The organism is Micromonospora sp. IBHARD003 (assembly GCF_056106285.1).
The window spans coordinates 4,483,647-4,502,068 of the sequence record NZ_JBWBBX010000001.1 but is presented as its reverse complement, the minus strand read 5'-3'; the positions used below and the strand labels follow the sequence as shown (position 1 = coordinate 4,502,068).

At 71.3% G+C, this 18,422-nt stretch carries 17 protein-coding genes and 1 pseudogene; 9 read left to right on the top strand and 9 right to left on the bottom strand.

Annotation, left to right across the window (positions count from 1 at the left end):
- Window positions 1-29: 29 nt before the first annotated feature.
- Together ACTWOL_RS20080 and ACTWOL_RS20075 are read right to left on the bottom strand one after the other, a co-directional pair.
- Window positions 30-815 carry a CbtA family protein gene (locus tag ACTWOL_RS20080; protein WP_474298137.1) on the bottom strand — a complete coding sequence of 262 codons (786 nt, stop codon included), beginning with the start codon at window positions 813-815 and terminating at the stop codon, window positions 30-32.
- A 19-nt stretch (window positions 816-834) separates the two neighbouring features.
- Window positions 835-1,062 (bottom strand): CbtB domain-containing protein, encoded by a 228-nt coding sequence (locus ACTWOL_RS20075; protein ID WP_474298136.1) that lies wholly within the window; start codon window positions 1,060-1,062, stop codon window positions 835-837.
- Window positions 1,063-1,373: 311 nt separating this feature from the next.
- On the opposite strand from ACTWOL_RS20075, the gene ACTWOL_RS20070 reads away from it, so the two are divergent.
- Window positions 1,374-1,940, top strand: a complete 567-nt coding sequence (locus ACTWOL_RS20070; protein ID WP_474298135.1) for a histidine phosphatase family protein — start codon at window positions 1,374-1,376, stop codon at window positions 1,938-1,940.
- A 116-nt stretch (window positions 1,941-2,056) separates the two neighbouring features.
- Here the strand turns inward: ACTWOL_RS20070 and ACTWOL_RS20065 are convergent, their stop codons facing one another.
- Entirely contained in the window at window positions 2,057-2,809 is a 753-nt protein-coding gene (locus ACTWOL_RS20065) for a DUF1775 domain-containing protein (RefSeq protein WP_474298134.1), read from the bottom strand.
- 503 nt (window positions 2,810-3,312) lie between these two features.
- Between ACTWOL_RS20065 and ACTWOL_RS20060 the strand changes: the two genes are divergently transcribed.
- Window positions 3,313-5,223, top strand: a complete 1,911-nt coding sequence (locus ACTWOL_RS20060) for an alkaline phosphatase family protein (protein WP_474298133.1) — start codon at window positions 3,313-3,315, stop codon at window positions 5,221-5,223.
- A gap of 407 nt (window positions 5,224-5,630) precedes the next feature.
- On the opposite strand, the gene ACTWOL_RS20055 is transcribed toward ACTWOL_RS20060, so the two are convergent.
- On the bottom strand, window positions 5,631-6,425 hold the full coding sequence (locus ACTWOL_RS20055) for a CDP-alcohol phosphatidyltransferase family protein (protein ID WP_474298132.1): 795 nt from the start codon (window positions 6,423-6,425) through the stop codon (window positions 5,631-5,633).
- 115 nt (window positions 6,426-6,540) lie between these two features.
- Here ACTWOL_RS20055 and ACTWOL_RS20050 point away from each other — a divergent pair, with 115 nt between their 5' ends.
- The 5 genes and pseudogenes from ACTWOL_RS20050 to ACTWOL_RS20030 all read left to right on the top strand — a co-directional run.
- On the top strand, window positions 6,541-7,539 hold the full coding sequence (locus ACTWOL_RS20050) for a zinc-dependent alcohol dehydrogenase (protein WP_474298131.1): 999 nt from the start codon (window positions 6,541-6,543) through the stop codon (window positions 7,537-7,539).
- 123 nt (window positions 7,540-7,662) lie between these two features.
- Window positions 7,663-8,061, top strand: a complete 399-nt coding sequence (locus ACTWOL_RS20045; RefSeq protein WP_474301207.1) for a 6-pyruvoyl trahydropterin synthase family protein — start codon at window positions 7,663-7,665, stop codon at window positions 8,059-8,061.
- 56 nt (window positions 8,062-8,117) lie between these two features.
- Entirely contained in the window at window positions 8,118-9,200 is a 1,083-nt protein-coding gene (locus ACTWOL_RS20040) for a glycosyltransferase family 4 protein (protein WP_474301206.1), read from the top strand.
- Window positions 9,197-10,174, top strand: coding sequence for a class I SAM-dependent methyltransferase (locus ACTWOL_RS20035; protein WP_474298130.1), 978 nt, complete (start codon window positions 9,197-9,199; stop codon window positions 10,172-10,174). Before ACTWOL_RS20040 ends, ACTWOL_RS20035 begins: the two co-directional genes overlap by 4 nt.
- Window positions 10,171-11,019 (top strand): annotated as a pseudogene (locus tag ACTWOL_RS20030) (lysylphosphatidylglycerol synthase domain-containing protein); the annotation flags it as partial. The gene ACTWOL_RS20035 and the pseudogene ACTWOL_RS20030, both read left to right, overlap by 4 nt.
- A 30-nt stretch (window positions 11,020-11,049) precedes the next feature.
- Here ACTWOL_RS20030 and ACTWOL_RS20025 read toward each other — a convergent pair.
- Window positions 11,050-11,964 (bottom strand): RibD family protein, encoded by a 915-nt coding sequence (locus tag ACTWOL_RS20025; protein ID WP_474298129.1) that lies wholly within the window; start codon window positions 11,962-11,964, stop codon window positions 11,050-11,052.
- Window positions 11,961-12,818 (bottom strand): creatininase family protein, encoded by an 858-nt coding sequence (locus ACTWOL_RS20020; protein ID WP_474298128.1) that lies wholly within the window; start codon window positions 12,816-12,818, stop codon window positions 11,961-11,963. The genes ACTWOL_RS20025 and ACTWOL_RS20020 overlap by 4 nt, the downstream gene beginning before the upstream one ends.
- Window positions 12,819-13,071: 253 nt before the next feature.
- On the opposite strand from ACTWOL_RS20020, the gene ribA reads away from it, so the two are divergent.
- Together ribA and ACTWOL_RS20010 are read left to right on the top strand one after the other, a co-directional pair.
- A complete protein-coding gene (gene ribA, locus ACTWOL_RS20015; RefSeq protein ID WP_474298127.1) occupies window positions 13,072-13,704 on the top strand; it encodes a GTP cyclohydrolase II in 633 nt (210 codons plus the stop codon).
- 275 nt (window positions 13,705-13,979) lie between these two features.
- Window positions 13,980-14,801 carry a maleylpyruvate isomerase family mycothiol-dependent enzyme gene (locus ACTWOL_RS20010; protein ID WP_474298126.1) on the top strand — a complete coding sequence of 274 codons (822 nt, stop codon included), beginning with the start codon at window positions 13,980-13,982 and terminating at the stop codon, window positions 14,799-14,801.
- A gap of 25 nt (window positions 14,802-14,826) precedes the next feature.
- Here the strand turns inward: ACTWOL_RS20010 and ACTWOL_RS20005 are convergent, their stop codons facing one another.
- From ACTWOL_RS20005 to ACTWOL_RS19995, 3 genes are read right to left on the bottom strand one after another with little or no spacing between them, the layout of a single operon-like run.
- On the bottom strand, window positions 14,827-15,474 hold the full coding sequence (locus ACTWOL_RS20005; protein WP_474298125.1) for a hypothetical protein: 648 nt from the start codon (window positions 15,472-15,474) through the stop codon (window positions 14,827-14,829).
- Between the two features lie 57 nt (window positions 15,475-15,531).
- Window positions 15,532-17,667, bottom strand: a complete 2,136-nt coding sequence (locus tag ACTWOL_RS20000) for a hypothetical protein (RefSeq protein WP_474298124.1) — start codon at window positions 17,665-17,667, stop codon at window positions 15,532-15,534.
- Window positions 17,655-18,410 (bottom strand): P-loop NTPase family protein, encoded by a 756-nt coding sequence (locus ACTWOL_RS19995; RefSeq protein ID WP_474298123.1) that lies wholly within the window; start codon window positions 18,408-18,410, stop codon window positions 17,655-17,657. Before ACTWOL_RS19995 ends, ACTWOL_RS20000 begins: the two co-directional genes overlap by 13 nt.
- Window positions 18,411-18,422 lie beyond the last annotated feature (12 nt).

Here is an 18,422-nt window from a genome sequence, read left to right as displayed (position 1 = left end):
GTTCCGGTCCCTGGGTGCCGGTCCGGGCGTCAGCCCGCGGGCACCGACGCGCCGGACGCCGCCGGCTCCCCCAGCGCCGCCTTCGCGGCCCTGGGCTCGAGGACCCGCTGGGCCAGCTGACCCAGGATCAGGCCGAGCGCGGCCCACAGCAGTGCCTGGACGCCGAGGGAGGCGAGGCGGAACTGCCACAGGACGTCGGCCGGGAAGTGCTCCGGGATCGCGTCGCCGGCCGGCAGGAAGGCCAGGGCCAGCCCCACCACGACGACGAAGGCGGCGCCCGCGGCCACCGTGGCGTTCCAGTTGCCCCAGCGCGGTGCGAGTTTCCTGCCGACCAGCACCGCCCCGATCAGCAGCAGCAGGCTGAGGGCGATCATCAGGAAGAACATCGCGGTGCGCTGGTTCAGGGTGTCCGGGTCGCCGACAGCGGGCGGGTTGGCCGGGTACTTCAGGAACGGTACGAACGCGACGGCGACGAAGCCGCCGGCCGCGACGAACGCTGCCGTGGCGCGTGCGCCGAACGCGCCGATGCGCCCGAGCGCGAAGCAGAACGCCAGCGCGGCGATACCGCCGAGCGCCGTGCCGTAGACCAGGACGGCCGTGCCCAGGCCGGCGGTCGACTGCACGGCCCGGCTGACCAGTTCCTCGGCCGGCTCACCGCCGCCACCGTGGGCGTGGGAGGCCGACTCCTCGAGTGCGATCGCGGCATCGACCTGCGGTTCGCCGATCAGATAGGCGAGGCCGAACGCGAGCAGCCCGGCGAGCACGCCCGCGAGCATGCCTCTGACCAGCAGGGCTCTTACAGTTGCGGAGTTCATGAGCAGCTGTCCGCCCGTCTCAGTGGCACGGGAAGCCGAGCAGATGCCGGCCGTCGTGGACCCACTCGTGGACGGACTCGCCGGAGAACACGGAGAAAGCGCCCTGCTCGGCACCGACGAAGTACAGCAGAACGAGCATCAGCAGACCGAAGAAAGCTGCCCACGGCGCGATGGCGCTGATCGGGAGCTTCGCCACGACGGGCTGGGAAACGGGGATTGCGGCGGGTGTGATGGCGGGCTGGGCCATACCGGTACCTCCTCGGGAACACGCGTCCCGCTTTCGGTGGTGCACATGTGACGGCTACGGGTCTGACTCACCCGGCGGACCCGCCCACGAGGGGCTTTTCCGCCTGGCACACAGTGGCGCGACCGTGCCGGGTTCTCACCGGTCTTCCGTGAGCGCCGTCATCCTTTCGGAGAGAGGGTAGCGGTCCCCGATCCCCACGCCAATAGGGCCTGTGACCAGCGATCTTCATCACATGACGGAGTGTGGTGGGTCGTAGGATCCGAGGAGGTCCCCGGCACCGGGCCGGTGCGACACGGGGAGGAATCCGGCCAATGCCGACCAGGCTCACCCTGCTGTGCGCGGCTTCAGGTCCCGCGGTGCGCGAGGCGCGCTTCGGTGACGGACCGCTCGACGAGCGTGGCGTGCGCGAGGCACGCGCGGCGGCTCCCGCGCTGCCCGCCGCCCCGGTGGTACTCAGGGCGCCCTCCGTACGGTGCGGACAGACCGCCGGGGCGCTGGGCCTCGACGCCGTGATCGAGGAACAGCTGCGTGACCTGGACTACGGGCGCTGGCAGGGCCGTTCGCTCACCGACGTGGCCGCCGCCGCGCCCGAGGCGGTCGCGGCGTGGACCGCCGACCCCGAGGCGGCCCCGCACGGCGGCGAGTCGGTACGGCAGCTGTGCCTGCGGGTGGGCGCCTGGCTGGACGCCCTGCCGCAGGACACCGGCCGGGTACTCGCCGTCGTCGAACCCTCCGTGGTCCGGGCCGCGACCGTGCACGCCCTCGCCGCGCCGCTGACCGCGTTCTGGCGGATCGATGTGCCGCCGCTGTCGGCGATCGGGCTCACCGGCAGGCAGGGGCGATGGAATCTCCGGCTGGGGGCGACGGCTTCCGCGTGAACCAGCCGCCGATACAGGCCCCGTGGGGCTCGTAGGACTCATCGGACTCATGAGGCTCACGTTCACCGGACTCATGGAGTCCGCAGGACTCATGGGGCTCACCGGACTCATGGGGCTCAGCCGGCGGTGCTCCGGCGCCTCCACCACCAGGCGCCACCGGCGAGAGCCACCAGCACGACCGCGCCGATGGCGAGCGGAACGGCAGGGGACGAACCGCCGTCCTTGTGCTCCGCCGCCTTCTGCCCGGCGGCACCCTTCGCCGGCGCCCGGTCCTGAGCCGCGGACGTGGTCGCCGGAGTCGGCGCGGCCGGCGAGGCGCTGCCCGGCCCGGCGCTCGGGCCAGCCGGCACCGGCTTGGCCCCGGGCGCCTTGGGCTTCAGGGTGAGCAGCGGCGCCGGGTTGCCGTGCCCGTGATCGTGGCCGCTGGACTGCTCGAGCTCGATCCAGCGGTCGACGCGCCCGTCTCCGTAGGTCTGGAGGGTCTTGAACGCCAGCGTCCTGGCGTCGGGCAACTGCCGTACGGTCACCGAGTACTCGACGTCGTCGCCGGTGGCGATCGCCGGGCCGGAAACGGAGTAGCCGCGGCTCGTGGGCGCGAACTTCCAGCCCGCCGGACCCTTCTCGTAGGCGATGTCGCCCGGGGCGATGCCCTCGGGGAGGATCACCTCCAGCTTGGTGATGCCCGCGCTGTCGGACTCCGACTCGGCGGTGAATTCCAGGGTGACGTTCTCGGCGAGAGCGGCGGCGCCCTCCGCCTCGACCTCCACATGCGCCGACGCCGGTACGGCGAGGACGAGGGACGCCGCGAGGGCCGTGCCGGTGACGACGGCCAGACGGTGCGCGGCGCGCGAAGGGATGATGCGAGACACAGGTGGCTCCTGGGGTCGGGGGGTGAGCACGCACGCCGGAGCGGGCGCGGTTCGCACGGCGGGAGCGGGTCCCGCCGACAGCCCTAGGGGGCTTCTGATGGATCTCCGCGGCGTCGCGACGCCCGGCACTCACTCTCGCCGCACCGGCCGAAAGCCCAAGTACGTCCCAGTACGAGGGCTTCCAGCCGGCACTCCGAGAGCACGCACCGGACGCCGCTCCTTCCTCCACGGAGATCCATCAGAAACCCCCTAGGCGCACCACCGCGCGGGGCGGGTGCTGCCGGTCCACGGCTTGGCTGACCATCATGGGGCACCGGTCCGCGATCGGGGCGGAAGGACCCGTCGACCGGAAGGACCCCGTGGTCCGGCGCACGTGGGTCACGGGACGATCTCCCCCGTGAGGTGAACTGACGGTCCCGGTGAACCGTACAGATATCGGCGGCCCCGACTCTCACGGGTCCGGTCCGTCGTGCCTCATCGGCCATGCACGGAAGGATCCCCGGGTGTCGCTCTGGACGCGCTCTCGCCAACAGCCGCACAAGGACCGGACCGACACGGAGGAGCCGCCGGGCACGGTCCGATTGCCGAGGCAGGCCTCGGGCGAGCCGGCCGTCGCGACCTCGGCGGAGGGCGGCGCCCATGACGGTTCCGGTGAAGGTTCCGTTGAGGGTTCCGGTGAAGGCCCCGGTGAAGGCGAACGCGAAGGAGCAGCCGAGGACGGCACCGGCGTCGACGAAGCCGGATGGCGCGGCCGTCGTCCCGGCGCGGCGCGGACGGTCAGGCGGGTGACCGACACCCTGGCCGTACTGCTGGTGTTCCTGGCCCTGCTGATGCCGAACGATCTCGACGAACTCACGCCGGGCGCCTTCCTTCGCATCCCCGTGGAGGGGGTCTTCGGCGTCGCCCTCCTCCTCGTCCTGCAGAGCCTGCGGCAACGGGCACGGCGCGTGACGGCCGCGGCAGCCGGGGCCGCTCTGGGGCTGCTGACCGTCCTGAAGTGCCTCGACATGGGCTTTTACTCGGTGCTCAACCGGCCCTTCGACCCCGTGCTCGACTGGATACTGTTCGACGACGCCGAGTCGTTCCTCGAGGACACCGCCGGGAAGGCCGGCACGATCGCCCTCGAGATCGTGCTGGTGCTGCTCGTGATCGGCCTGCTCGCGTTCACCTCACTGGCGGTCGTCCGGGTGAGCCGGCTCGTGGTCCGGCACAGCGCCGTATCCACCCAGGGCACTTTCGCGTTCGGCACCCTGTGGACGGTTCTCGCGCTGCTCGGGCCCACGGTGCCGGCCGGACTGCCGATCGCCGCCGACACCACGGCCGACCTGGCCCAGGAGCGGGTGGTCCAGATTCGTGCGGGCCTGGGGGACAAGGGTGACTTCGCGAGGGAGGCTTCGGTCGACGCCTTCCGGGACACCCCGCCCGACCAGTTGCTGACCGCACTGCGCGGCAAGGACGTCATCTTCACCTTCATCGAGAGCTACGGTCGCAGCGCGGTGCAGGACCCGGCGATGGCCCCGCAGGTCGACGCCGTACTCGCGGAGGGGACCAAGCGGCTGCGCGCTGCCGGGTTCTCCTCCCGCAGCGCCTTCCTCACCTCGCCGACCTACGGCGGCGGCAGCTGGCTGGCCCACTCCACCTTCAACTCGGGCCTCTGGATCAAGAACCAGCAGCGCTACCGCAGCCTCACCTCGAGCGACCGGCTGACCCTGACCGGTGCCTTCCGGCGCACGGGAGCCTGGCGCACCGTCGGCATCATGCCGGGCGTCATCCGCTCCTGGCCCGAGGGCAAGTTCTACGGACTCGACCACGTCTACGACTCACGGCGGCTCGGCTACCAGGGGCCGAAGTTCAGCTGGACGCCCGTGCCCGACCAGTACAGCCTGTCGGCGTTCGAGCGCCTCGAGCACGGAAAGCCGGACCGCGGGCCGATGATGGCGGAGATCATCCTGGCCTCCAGCCACAACCCCTGGGCGCCCATACCCCGGATGCTCGGCTGGGACCAGCTCGGTGACGGCTCCGTCTACAACGCCATCAAGAGCGAGGGCAAGAGCCCCACGGAGGTCTGGAAGGACCCCGACCAGGTGCGCAACGAGTACCGGCGCGCCATTCAGTACTCCCTCGACAGCCTCATCTCCTACGTGGAGAAGTACGGCAACGAGAACACCGTGCTCGTCTTCCTCGGCGACCACCAGCCCGTATCGACCGTCACCCGCGGCAACCTCGGCCGGGACGTCCCGATCGCGATCGTCGCCCACGACCCTGCCGTGCTGGACCGGATCTCCGGGTGGGGCTGGCAGGACGGCCTCAGGCCCGGCCCGAAGGCCCCGGTCTGGCAGATGGACACCTTCCGCGACCGCTTCCTGACCGCCTACGGCCCCAAGGGGGCTCCGCCCGGTAAGTCCGCCCGGTAAGGACGGTCGGACGGTCTGACACTCGCACGCCACCGTGACGATCCCCCGGCGCGCCCGGCGCACATGAGGCGCCGCGCCGGGGGACGTTCCCACCCGGACACACTCCGGTGCGACGGTCGGCCGCGACTGCGCCGAGTGGCGTGCTGGCCGGGGCGGACCGGTGGGTGCCGGCCGATGCGGCCGGGTACGGGGCCCGGGCTGCCTTCGCAGTCGGTGCCTTCGCAGTCGGTGAGGGAATCGAGGGTGGTGTCGATCTCGGCGCAGAGGCCGACGGGGCCGGTGATGCCTGCGATGCCGCCTCCGAAGAACGCTGCAACCCCGCAGCGTTGGCCTTGACGGCGCTGTCGGGCACCAGCGAGTGCCCCTGGTGGAGGCGGCGCCCTTCGTCCCGGTCGCCGCGGCGTCCGTCAGACCCTCGTGCGTACCGTTTCCCCGACCGCCGCCACGCTCTCGCGGATCCTGACCCGCCACAGCCACCGGATGTCCCGGGCGAACGACCAGACGAGCGCGGCCAGCGCGGCCAGAACCGCCACGGCGGCGACCGTGCGCGGCAGGACGCCCGCGCCGGCGACGAGGAGGACGATGCCCTGCAGGGCGGCCACCGTCTTACGGGCCATGCTCGGCGGGAGCGGCCCGTTCAGCCAGGGCAGTACGCGGGCGGCCGCCACGAAGGCGTAGCGCATCGTGCCGATCAGCAGCACCCACGGTCCCAGCGACATCGCGACGTAGACGCTCAGCACCAGGATGAGGAACGCGTCGACCTCCATGTCGAAGCGGGCCCCCAGCGGGGATTCCGACCCGGTGCGGCGGGCGACCTGGCCGTCGACCGCGTCGAGGACCAGGGCCACCGCGGTCAGGGCGACCAGGACCGCGAGCGGTGCCCGGCTGACGAAGGAGCCGTCGAGGGGCGATCCGCTCACGAAGGAGTCCGCGACGAGCGCGGTCACGCCGCCGACGAGCACCGTCCGCGCCAGGGTGACGCCGTTGGCCGGTCCGAAGGATCTGCGCCCGGGCCACGACCTGTGCAGCGCGCGCGTGAGCACCGTCCAGGTGGCGACCGTGAACACCGCGCCCGCCAGCCATCCCGCGGGCCCGAGCCCGGTCCCCGTGCCGAGGAGGACGAGCAGGAGTGCCTGCGCGCCCGCCCCCGCCGTCGTCTCGGGGCGCACCAGTCTCGCGTCGAAAGCGCCGCTCAGGGCCACTGCGCAACCACCCTTCGGCCGTGTGACAGAGTCGATGAATGCCGCGTACCGTGTGCGCGGCCTCATGATTGTCAGAACGTAAACCGATACCCGAGCGTTCAGCTGGAGGTCGTCGATGGAGCGCGCCGCACGTGGTTTCTGGCTCCGCTCCCCTGGCAGCGGCGAGATACGGGACGTCGTCCTGCCGGATCCGTCCGACGGCGATGTCGTGGTGCGCACGCTGTTCTCGGGGGTCAGCCGGGGCACGGAGAGCCTGGTGTTCCGCGGGGGTGTACCGCGGAATCAATACGCCGCGATGCGGGCCCCCTACCAGGAGGGGGAGTTCCCCGGGCCGGTCAAGTACGGCTATCTGAACGCCGGCCTGGTCGAGGAGGGCCCGCGGCACCTCGTCGGCCGCACGGTCTTCTGCCTCTATCCGCATCAGACCCGCTACGTCGTGCCGGAGAGCGCCGTGACCCCGGTGCCGGACACCGTGCCCGCCGCACGGGCGATCCTGGCCGGGACGGTCGAGACCGCCGTCAACGCCCTGTGGGACGCCGCTCCTCTGGTCGGCGACCGGATCGCCGTCGTCGGCGCCGGGATGATCGGCTGCTCCGTCGCCCGTCTGCTCGCCCGGTACCCCGGGGTGCGGGTGCAACTGGTCGATGCCGATCCCGCGCGGGCCGCGGTCGCCGAAGCGCTCGGCGTCGACTTCGCGCTCCCCGGGGACGCACTGGGCGGCTGCGACCTCGCCGTGCACGCCAGCGCCACGGAGGCCGGGCTCAGCCGCTCGCTGGAGCTCCTCGCCCCGGAGGGCACGGTGCTGGAGCTGAGCTGGTACGGCGACCGGAGGGTCAGCCTGCCGCTGGGAGAGGCCTTCCACTCCGGCCGCCTGGTGCTGCGCGGCAGCCAGGTGGGGCAGGTGTCCCCGGCGCGGCGCTCCAGCCGGACGTACGCCGACCGGCTGGAGCTCTCGCTGGATCTGCTCGCCGATCCCGCCTTCGACGCACTGATCACCGGCGAGTGCGCCTTCGCCGAACTGCCGTCCGTGATGCCCCGGATCGCCGCCGGAGATCTGCCCGGGATGTGCCACCGGGTCCGCTACGAGGGGCCCACCGGGGAGGTCTCCGTCTGAGCGGTGGGGCAGGTTGGTGTGCAAACGGTGAATGACCTGGGTCTTTGAACACGGCGTACGCTCCGGCCGTACTGAAGGACACGGGCCCGAGTGGCCAGAAGCAAGGACCGGAGGTCACAGCCGTTGTTCAGCGTTACCGTCCGCGAACACCTCATGATCGCCCACAGTTTCCGCGGCGAGGTCTTCGGACCCGCGCAGCGTCTGCACGGAGCGACCTTCCTCGTCGATGCCACCTTCCGCAGGCCCGAGCTGGACGACGACAACATCGTCGTGGACATCGGCCTCGCCACCGTCGAGCTGGGCAGTGTGGTGGGCCAGTTCAACTACCGCAATCTGGACGACGAACCGGAATTCTCCGGAGTCAACACCTCGACGGAGTTCCTCGCCAAGGTGATCGCCGACCGGCTGGCCGACCGGGTCCACGCCGGAGCCCTGGGCGAGGGTGCCCGCGGCCTGACCGGCATCTCCGTCACCCTGCACGAGTCGCACATCGCGTGGGCGAGCTACGAGCGGGCGCTGTGACCGGACCGGCCGGCGAGAGCAGCGGGAACGGCGGCACGGGTTCCGTACGGATCGTGATGCCCGCGGGCGTCGACGACCTCGCCGCGCCCAGCGGCGGCAACGCCTACGACCGCCGCATCTGCCAGGACCTGCCCCGTATCGGCTGGCGGGTCGAGGAGCACACCGTCGCCGGCGCATGGCCGCGGCCCGGGGCGGAGGCGCGTGCGGAACTGGCCCGGCTCCTCCGCGGGTTCGAGGACGGCAGTCCGGTGCTGATCGACGGTCTCGTGGCCTGCGGCGTCCCCGAGGTGATCGTCCCCGAGGCCGGACGGCTGCGCCTCGCGGTACTGGTGCATCTGCCGCTGGGCGACGAGACGGGCCTCGCCCCTGCCGACGCGGCCGCACTGGACGCAGCGGAACGCAGAACGCTGCGGGCCGTCCCGGCAGTGGTCGCGACCAGCGACTGGGCAGCCGGCCGGCTGGTGGAGCATCACGGTCTCGCCCCTGACAGGGTCCGTGTCGCCGCCCCCGGAGCCGACCGCGCCCCCCTGGCGCGGGGCACGGCGTCCGGCAAGGACACCGCTCCCCTGCTGCTGTGCGTCGCATCGGTGACCCCGCGCAAGGGACAGGACCGGCTGGTGCGGGCCCTCGCGGCCGTCGCCGATCTGCCCTGGCGCTGTGTCTGCGTCGGTGGTCTGGGCCAGGACCCCGGCTATGTCTCCCGGTTGCGGGAACTGATCGGGCAGCTCGGCCTCGACGACCGTGTACGACTGGCGGGTCCTCGCAGCGGTGCCGCGCTCGACGCCGACTACGACGCCGCCGATCTGCTGGTGCTCGCCTCACAGGCCGAGACCTACGGCATGGTCGTGACCGAGGCGCTCGCGCGTGGCGTCCCCGTACTGGCCACGGCCGTCGGGGGGCTGCCGGAAGCGGTCGGGCGGGCGCCCGGCGGCGAGGTGCCCGGCGTGCTCGTACCGCCGGACGCCCCCGAGGCACTCATCGCGGCCCTGCGCCGCTGGATCGGCGACCCCGGCGAGCGTCAGCGCTCCAGGGCAGCCGCACACCGGCGGCGCGCCGCGCTGGCCGGCTGGGAGTCCACCGCGGGCGATCTGGCCGCGGCACTGGACCGACTCCGCCACGAATCCCGGGAGGCCGCATGACCACCACCACGGACCGACCCCGCTACGCCCCTGAGTGGCTGGCGCTGCGCGAGGGTGCGGACGCCGCGGCCCGCGCGCCCGAACTCCTCGATCCGCTCCGCCAGTACATGACGCAGACGGCGGGCCGGGCGGGCTCGGCGCCCGTGGCGGACTCCGCGCCGGCGGCACTGGTGATCCGCGATCTCGGCTGTGGCACCGGCTCGATGGGGCGCTGGCTCGCTCCCCGGCTCAGTGGCCCCCAGCACTGGATCCTGCACGACCACGACCCGGATCTGCTGGAGATCGCCGCCGCGCAGCTGCCTCGTACGGCCGCCGACGGCAGCCCCGTCACGGTCACGACGGAACGCGGCGACATCGCCCGGCTGAGCCCCGACGCCCTGTCCGGTACGTCGCTGGTGACGGCGTCCGCGCTGCTGGACCTGCTCACCCGCGACGAGCTCGACGGCCTCGCGGCGGCGTGCGCCGGGGCGCGCTGCCCCGCACTGCTGGCGCTGTCCGTGGTGGGCCGGGTCGACGTCGACCCGGCCGATCCGCTGGACGCCGAGATCACCGAGGCGTTCAACGCGCATCAGCGACGTGTCGACCAGGGGCGCCGGCTGCTCGGCCCGGACGCCGTCGCCGCGGCGTCGGTCGCCTTCGCGCGCTACGGCATGACCGTACGGGTGGAGCCCAGTGCATGGCGGCTCGGCGACGAGTACGGCTGGTCCGCGGCAGCGGCGGCGACAGCACCGGCAACGGCGGCGACGGACGCGGAGACGACGGCGGCCGGAACCGGGTCCACGGCCGGGCGGCTGACCGCCGAATGGCTGCGTGGCTGGGTCGGCGCCGCCTGTGAGCAGCGCCCGGACCTCGCGACGCGTGCCGACGCTTATCTGCACAGCCGTCTGGAGGCCTGCGCGGCAGGCGAGTTGCGGGTGGTGGTGCACCACAGCGACGTACTGGCCCTTCCCGGGTCCACGGGCGGGATCTCATGATCCTGCGGGCGGTCAGGGCGCGAATCGGGATGCTCGCCGGAGCGGGCATCCTCGTGGGGATGCTGTGGTGGCAGGGCACCGGTGCCTTCGCCGCCGGGCTGCGCGGGATCGATCTCCCCGTCGTGCTGGCCGCCCTCGGCCTCGGGCTGCTCACCACGGTGCTCAGCGCATGGCGCTGGTGCCTGGTCGCCCGGGGTCTCGGCATCCGCCTGCCCCTGGGGCGGGCGGTCGCCGACTACTACCGCGCTCTGTTCCTGAACGCGGCGCTGCCCGGCGGCGTCCTCGGCGATGTGCACCGTGCGGTACGGCACGGGCGTAGCGCCGGTGATGTCGGGCGTGGTGTGCGGGTGGTCGTCCTCGAGCGGATCGCGGGCCAGGCGGTCCTGATCGCGGTCGGGGTACTGCTGCTGGTCGCCCGGCCATCGGTCGCCTCCGGCGATACCGGCCGGGCCGTCCACCACCTCGTCTCGGCACCGGGTGCGGTCGCCGTGCTGGCGGTGCTGTGTGTCTCGGTGGCCGTAGCCGTATGCGTGCTGCGGCGGAAGCCGAACGCCCCACGCTGGCAGCGCACTCTGCGTGCCACGCTGGCCGAGGCGCGCGCCGGTCTGTTCGCCCGCGGCAGCTGGCCGGGGGTGCTGCTGTCGTCGGTCGCGGTGCTGGCGGGGCATCTCGGCATGTTCCTGCTCGCCGCCAGGGCCGCGGGGGCGACCGCCCCCGCGGCCGTGCTGCTGCCGCTGATGGTGCTGGCGCTGCTGGCCATGGCGCTGCCGCTGAACATCGGCGGCTGGGGGCCCAGGGAGGGTGTCACCGCCTGGGCCTTCGGAGCCGCCGGGCTCAGCACCTCGCAGGGCCTGAGCGTGGCCGTGGTGTACGGGCTACTGGCCTTCGTCGCCAGCCTGCCCGGGATCGCCGTCCTGGTCCTCCCGTGGGTGGCCGGACTGCGCCGCCCGCAGGTCGAGTTCGAAGAGGGTGTCCTCGCCGAGGAAGGCGCGTCGCGTCGGGGGCCTCAGGGCGTCGCGCATCACGTCGGGCCCGGGGAAGGCGAGTCCCGGGATGCCGTCGCCGAGCAGGACCGGTGCCACGGTCACGTAGAGCCGGCCGAGCACGCCCGCGTGCAGGAAGCGGGAGACGGTGACGCCGCCGCCTTCGACGAGTACGCGGCCCAGTCCGCGGCGTGCGAGCTCGTGCGTCAGCCGGCGCGGGGCGAAGGCGGCGCTGTCGGGCAGGACGAGCACGTCCACGCCGGCACCGGCGCCGTGCGGGCCGGCTTCGCGTCCGGGGTCGCTGTCCGCGCCCACCACCCACAGGGTCGGGGCGGCGCCGTCGGTGAACACCCGGCGCCGCAGCGGTACGCGGCCGTGCGGGTCGAGGACGATGCGCACCGGGTTGTTCCCGGCGCAGGCGCGGACCGTCAGCTGGGGGTCGTCGGCGACGGCGGTTCCTGCGCCGACGAGCACCGCGTCGGCGAGCGCCCGCAGCCGGTGCAGATGACACCGGTCCTCCTCGCCGGTGACGTAGTCCGCGTCGCCGGTGCGGCTGGCGATGAATCCGTCCAGACTCTGGCCGAGTTGGGCGAAGGTGAAGCGGGGGCCGGCCAGAGACAGCGACACATAGCGGTCGGCGAGCACGTCCGCCTCGGGCGAGGCACTGCGCCAGTGCCACCGTCCGTCGTCACCGGTGAGAAGGCCCGCGGCGGCGGCGTCCGCCTCGGTGCGGACGCGGAGCAGACGCTCCCAGGCTTCGGTCGTGTCGAGCACGGCGGCGCGGCCGTCCGCGGCGGGGCCGGTCATCGCGTCACCCGCCGGCCGTCGGTGGACCGTCCGGGACCCGCGGGTCCCGAAGGCCGCGGTGCGCGGGACGGCTCAGGCGCCAGGGACTCCTCAGGACCCGGGTCCGTGGACGTACGGGCCAGGGACTCGACAGGAGCCAGAAGTGAAAAGTAATCGGCGAAGGAATCAACAAGGCCGGCGAGCAATTGTTTTCCCTTTTCCGCGGAGGCCATTGACGGCCGCCCCACGACACCGGATTCCGTGTAGGCCCTCATACCAAGAGTGAGCAGATGCTCGCGATCGTCGGCGAGAAAGTCGGACGTCTCATATCCGGGGCGCACCAGTTCCGGGTGATCGTGCAACAGGATCGATGTCTCGACTTCGCCCGCATGCATATCGCTGTGGGACGAGGTCTGCACTCCCGCACGCTCCCTCGCCGCACTCCAGTCGGCCGATCCGGGGAAAAGCGCCATGCGTGTGCCGGTGCCCGCGGACTCCTGAACCACGTTGCGCAGCACATAGTTTCCGCCGTGTCCGTTGATCAACACCAGGTCGTTGATGCCGGAGCGGCGCAGCGATTCGGCGATGTCCCGTACGACGGCATACAGAGTGGCGGCGGAAACACTGACGGTGCCGGGCCAGGCCGCGTGCTCGTGCGAGCAGGAGATCGTCACGGGCGGGAGGCAGAGGACGGGGTGGGCTGCGGCGATCTCCCGGGCGATGGCGCAGGCCACGACCGTGTCCGTCATCAGCGGGAGATACGGTCCGTGCTGCTCGAAGCTGCCGATGGGAAGGACGGCGACAGAGGCCCGTCCGGCCCTTACGTCGTCCGTTGTCGTCTCCAGCGGCAACAGACCCAATGCAGGGAGTCGCACGTGCGGGCCACTCATCTTTCCCGACCCTTTCGTTCTTCGTTCCAGGTGATTTGGGCGCCGATCTGCCCGAATACGGCACGCATCGGCGGGTGTTCTCCACATGCAGACGGCGACACGCCCTGCGAGCATGCCGCATCCATTGGCCGAACACCTTTGAACCAGACGGTCAGTTGACAACTTCTCGCCGATTCCCGGCCCATCACCAGAGGTTACCCGATATGATCTGGCCATGATAGATACCGATGGCTCAAACGTGGACACCGTTCGTGCATCCTGCGTCGAACGCAGGGCAAATGTCCGGCTGTCCACAGAACACGGTGATTTTCTCGCCGTCGGCTACCTGGATCGCATTCGCGGTGACGAACAAATCGCTTTGGTTTACGGCGACATCAAGGGTGACGGTGCACTGACGCGTGTGCATTCGGAGTGCCTGACCGGAGACGCCTTCGGCTCCAAGCATTGCGAGTGCGGAGACCAGCTGACCGCGGCACTGCGCGCCATCGTGCGCGAAGGACGCGGCGTCCTCCTCTACCTCCAGGGTCACGAGGGGCGCGGCATCGGCCTGTTGGCGAAGCTCCAGGCGATGCAGCTGCAGGCCGAGGGCCTGGACACCGTCGAGGCGAATCTCGCACTCGGACTCCCGGCCGACGCCCGCGACTACCAGGTGGCGGCGGACATGCTGCACGACCTCGGGGTGCGGTCCGTGCGGCTGTTGTCGAACAACCCGAGAAAGCGCGATGCCCTGCTGAAGCACGGCATCAAGATCGCCGAACAGGTACCGCTGCTGACAGCGCCGCGCGAGGAGAACATCGCCTATCTGCGCACCAAACGGGAGCGGATGGGCCACCACCTGCCCCATCTGGACGCGGCATCCGGCCAGGGCTGAGCCGCGGCGCCAGGTCCTTTCCGGGCGATCGGACGCCAGGGCCCGGCTCGGGCTGCCCCCAAGAGCGGGGCAGGCCGGTACCCGCGCCGTGGTGCACGCCTCCCCTGTCCGGTGTCCGCGTGCGCGTCCGGTGTCGACGGCAGGTGTCCGCTGTCCATGCCGCACGGCCCCTTGTCGCCGGCTCCGTCGCCTGGTTGGGTACGGCCGTTGCCCCGGGACGGATCCTCCGGCGGGGCGGACCCGCGACGGGTGCGGTCGACCGGAAGGGAAACGGCGTGGAACCAGCGGCCGGGCAGCAGACACGAGGGGCGCTGCCCAGCGGCCTCGACGAGGCGATACGAGGCACCGCCGAGGACATCGCGGCGCTGCTGCGGGCAGTCGCCGACACCAGCGGCCCGGTACCCGGATCGGAGTGGACCCTCGGGGAGGCCGCTGCTCATCTCGCGCAGGCCAACGAGTTGATGGCCGATGTGGCGGCGGGACATGAGCGCAGTCACGGCGACGGCACCGCCCAGAGCCTGGCCTCGGCCAACGAGCGCGCACTGGCCGCGTTCGCCGAGCGCGGCGCCGAACCGCTGGCCCGGATGATCGTGGACCAGGCCGATGCCTTCCTGGCGGCCGTGGACGGGCACCCCGCGGACCGGAGGCTGGTCACCCCGCTGGGTCCGATGAGTCCCGCCGAGCTGGGTGCGTACCTGCTGACGCACATGCTCGGCCACGGCTACGACATCGCCCGCGCGCTGGGCCGCCCCCACATGATCGACCGCACACGGGTCGGGCTGACCCTGCCTTTTCTGATCACGGCCATGCCGCGCGTCGTCGACACCAGCGAATCCGCCGGGCTGTCGGCCCGGTTCACCATCCGGCTGCGGGGCGGGGACTCCTTCGGAGTCACGTTCACCGACGGTGCCATGACCGTCTCCGCACAGCCACCGCAGCACTCCGACTGCACGATCCTCACCGAACCGGTCGCCTTCCTGCTGATGGCGCTCGGCCGCCGGGGCCCTTGGGGCGCCATGGCGCGGGGAGGCGTCCTCGCCTGGGGGCGCAGACCCTGGCTCGCGCCCCGCTTCCCCGGACTGTTCACGGCGCCCTGACGGATTGAAGAACCCCGGCCCGGCTTCAACGGGCCAGGAGCATATAGGTGTTCTCGAGGTTGTCCTGCACGACGTGGGCCTTGCCGTCGACCGTGCGCACGAGGAGGTCCTCCTCGGGGGTGTGGGCCCCGTACCGCCAGCCCTGCGGAAGCCGCAGCCGGTCGCCGAGTCCGGCCAGCGAGTCCAGGGTCTGACTGTCGTCCAGGGTATGGGAGTACGTCTGCAGGACATAGGTGCGGCCGTCGGGGTCGGTCAGCGTGTAGACCGGCTTCCCCGCGGACAGAAGGTACTCCGTGTCCCGGTCGACGGTGGTGTCGATGTAGTACGACCTGGCACCGGTGGGATGCGTCTCCGGCGGGATCCGCACTTCGGCGACCAGCCGGACCCCGACACCGTCGAAGGTCGTGACTGCGCCCGTCGCGAACGCGGTGAGCTCGTCGATCACCCAGTAGCGGGGGCCGTTCAGCAGCACCAGGGGCACCCCGAACTGCTCCGCCAGCGCACGGGGGTCGAGCCCGTCCCACCACTGCTGCGGACAGTCGTTCAGGCCCAGCGTGTTGTAGACGGCCGCCTTGAGCCCGCCGGACTCGTCCGGTGAGACGAGCAGGATCTCGCCGTAGCGTGTGTTCCTGAGCCCGCTGATGTGACGGGGAGCCTCGGTGGTGTGGGTCATCGCTACTCCTTCGCGCAGACCGTCGCCTCGGGGGTGCTGTCCGACCCCGTCCCACGGTCAGTCGGCCGCGGCGGCCATACCCAGCTCGGCCCTGCGCAGATGGCGGCGTCTTTGCAGCGCCACGTTGTAGAGCAGCAGGGACGACAGGATGCAGATACCCAGACCGACGAGGGTGACGGTGAAGGCGATGACCTCGCTGCCCCTCACATTGGCCATGGAGGCGGCGGCGACGGCGGAGATCACATTGGCGGCGAGCACCAGCTTGATGGGGCGGCTCGCATGGGCACGGAGCTCTTGCCGATCGACACCCGGATCGGTCCGGGGATTCCTGAAATAAGCATCCACCACGACGAAGGCGGACGCCACCCAGGAGAACATGTTGGACCAGACGGCGCCGTCGAGCACATACGGCAGGAAGATCGCCGCCATACAGGCGAGCACACAGACGAGGTTGACGCGGCGCACCCGCACCACGTCCTCACGCTGCACGACGTACTGCAGATGCAGCTCCGCCCGCACCACACGGTTGGCCGCGACGCCCGTCCTGTTGCCTTCGCTGTCGTCCTCGCGGGCGAAGGCGATCGTGAACTCCTCGGGCATGTCCGGCGTACCGTGTCTCGGCCAGTGCCCGCGATGGGGCCGCGGCACCACCCTGGCGGGGAGCTCGCTGTGGAAACCCAGCCCCGCCAGTTCCAGTCCCTCGGGCGTGGGGATCTCGAGGTGGTGGTTCTTCACCTCCGTCGGCAGCACCAGCTCCAGCGTCGCCGCGATGCCGGCCCAGCCGTCGCGCCGGACGGTACACGGCCCCGGGTAGTGGTACTGGAGCCGTTGCGACGTACGCGAGTTCGCGTCCAGCACGGCCACCAGGGGTAAGTAGCGGATGGCCGATCTGATGCGTGTCCGCAGGCTTCCCTCGGACTGTTCGGCGGCCGCCAGCAGCAGCTGCTCGATGGCCGCGTGCTCCCGGTTCTGCATCGCGGACACCAGCGACTGGGAGATCTCGCGCCGCAGTGTCACGCTCATCTCCTCACCGCCCGACTCCTCACCGGCCGAGTCGGTGAGCCAGGAGGACACCGCACTGGCGATGCGGGACTGTGCCTGGATCGACTTGAGCGAGTCGATGGTCCATCCGTTGGCGTCCCTGACGTCGAGGGCGTCCAGGGTGTCGCCGGCTTCCCAGGGGAAGATGTCGACCAGTGCCTCCGTGGCCTGCGCACTCGCGGTCTGGGTGTAGAGCGTGGTCTTCACCGAGTGCCGCACCTTCGACATCCCCCGCAGTTCGACGGCGTGGACGCGTTTCATCACGGTGTGCGGGAAGTGGGCGACCGCTTCCGCCATGGCCAGTCCCGCGGACACCTCCGGCAGACCCCGCCGGGCCGGGCCCGCCACTGCCGCCGTCGGCGCCAGGACGGAACTCATCCGGGGTGCCGGGAACAACCGCTCGCTGTAGTACGTGACCAGATCGCGCGCCAGCTGCGCGAGGCGCGATGCCGCAAGGTCGGCGCTCGGTCTGGCGCCCGTCAGAATGCCGTCGAGACGCATGATGGTCCGCTCGTCGACGCGCGCGGGGGAGGCGAGGATCGACGCGACGGACTGGACCACCTCGGCCAGGCAGGCCAGTTCGGCGGAAGGGTGCTCACCCTGCGCGCCCTCGGCTTCCGGTGTGTCCTCGGCTCCAGGCGCACGTTCCAGCGCCTCGGCCGCGGCGCGGCTGGCCGCTTCCGGATGGCCGGTCATCAGCGCGGTGTGCGAGAAGGCGGCCAGCCGCGAGAACGCACGTCCCTTGTGAGCACAGGCGAGATGGTGGATCTCTTCCACGTACCAGCCCAGTCTGCCGGTGTTCAGCGGATCGAGATCCTGGTGGTAGTACCCGGCAGCGAGCCGGTGCGCGCGGATGTGAACGGACCCGCCGTCTTCACCGCGCAGCCGCTCCAGAAGGCCTTGGCGCAGCAGTGGCCGCAGCCGGAAGTCCTCCCCCTGGATCCCCGTGCATCTCTCCACCATGGGCAGCGCGGCCACCCGGTCGCCGGCGATGTCGATCCGAAGGGCCTGGGCGGTGTAGTCGATGATGCGCCAGTCGAACCGGCGGTAGACGCCGAGGAACTCGACCAGTGACCGTTCGCCCGGCGAAAGGGTGTCGAAGGAGGCCCAGATGCTGCGCGAAACGATGTCGGGCCGCATCAGGACGGCCATTCGGCGATGTTGTAGTTCGATAGGAATTCCTCGATCATGGAGGGCAGACCCGCGGTTCCGCCCCAGATGACGTGACCCATCCCCTTGAGGTCGTCGATACCGCTCAGTTCGATCCACTCCTCGACGATCGAGGGATCGAACGGCGGCAGCGCCAGAGTCCGTGTGAGCCCGGCATGCGGATGCCCGAGGCTCGGCACGCTCCGGCCGGCCAGGAACACGCTCGCCCGGTGACCGGCGAGGATCTCCGGGAGCAGATCGCGGCTGATCCACTCGCGCATGGGAGCCTGGCAGTTCTCGAAGCCGTCCAGCAGCATGACCATCGGGCTGCTCTGCGACGACTCACCCAGCGCGGCCACGAGTTCGTCCGTGAGCGCGTCGGTCTGCATACGGCGGTCGCTGTTCACATGGAAGGCGAAGTCGACGCTGGCCCTCTTGATCTCCGCGTGGTTGAACACCACCGGAGGGGTCTCCCCGTACCGCCCCCGCAGAGCTCGGAACGAATCCATCGGGACCCCCTGTCGAGAAGCCTGCCGGGCGATCGCGCTCAGTACCTCGGATTCGGCGAACATGGCGCCGAGATCAACGGAGAGGAGGATGGTCTCGCTGTGCCGACGGGATATCTCGTTCAGGAGGGCCGTCTTCCCGATCCCCTCCCGGCCTTCGAAGAACAGCGCTCGATGCGCCTCGCCTCCGCCGACGGTACGTGCGGCTTCCTCCAGTTGCTGGACGCGGTCTACATGCACGCTCTGGGCTTC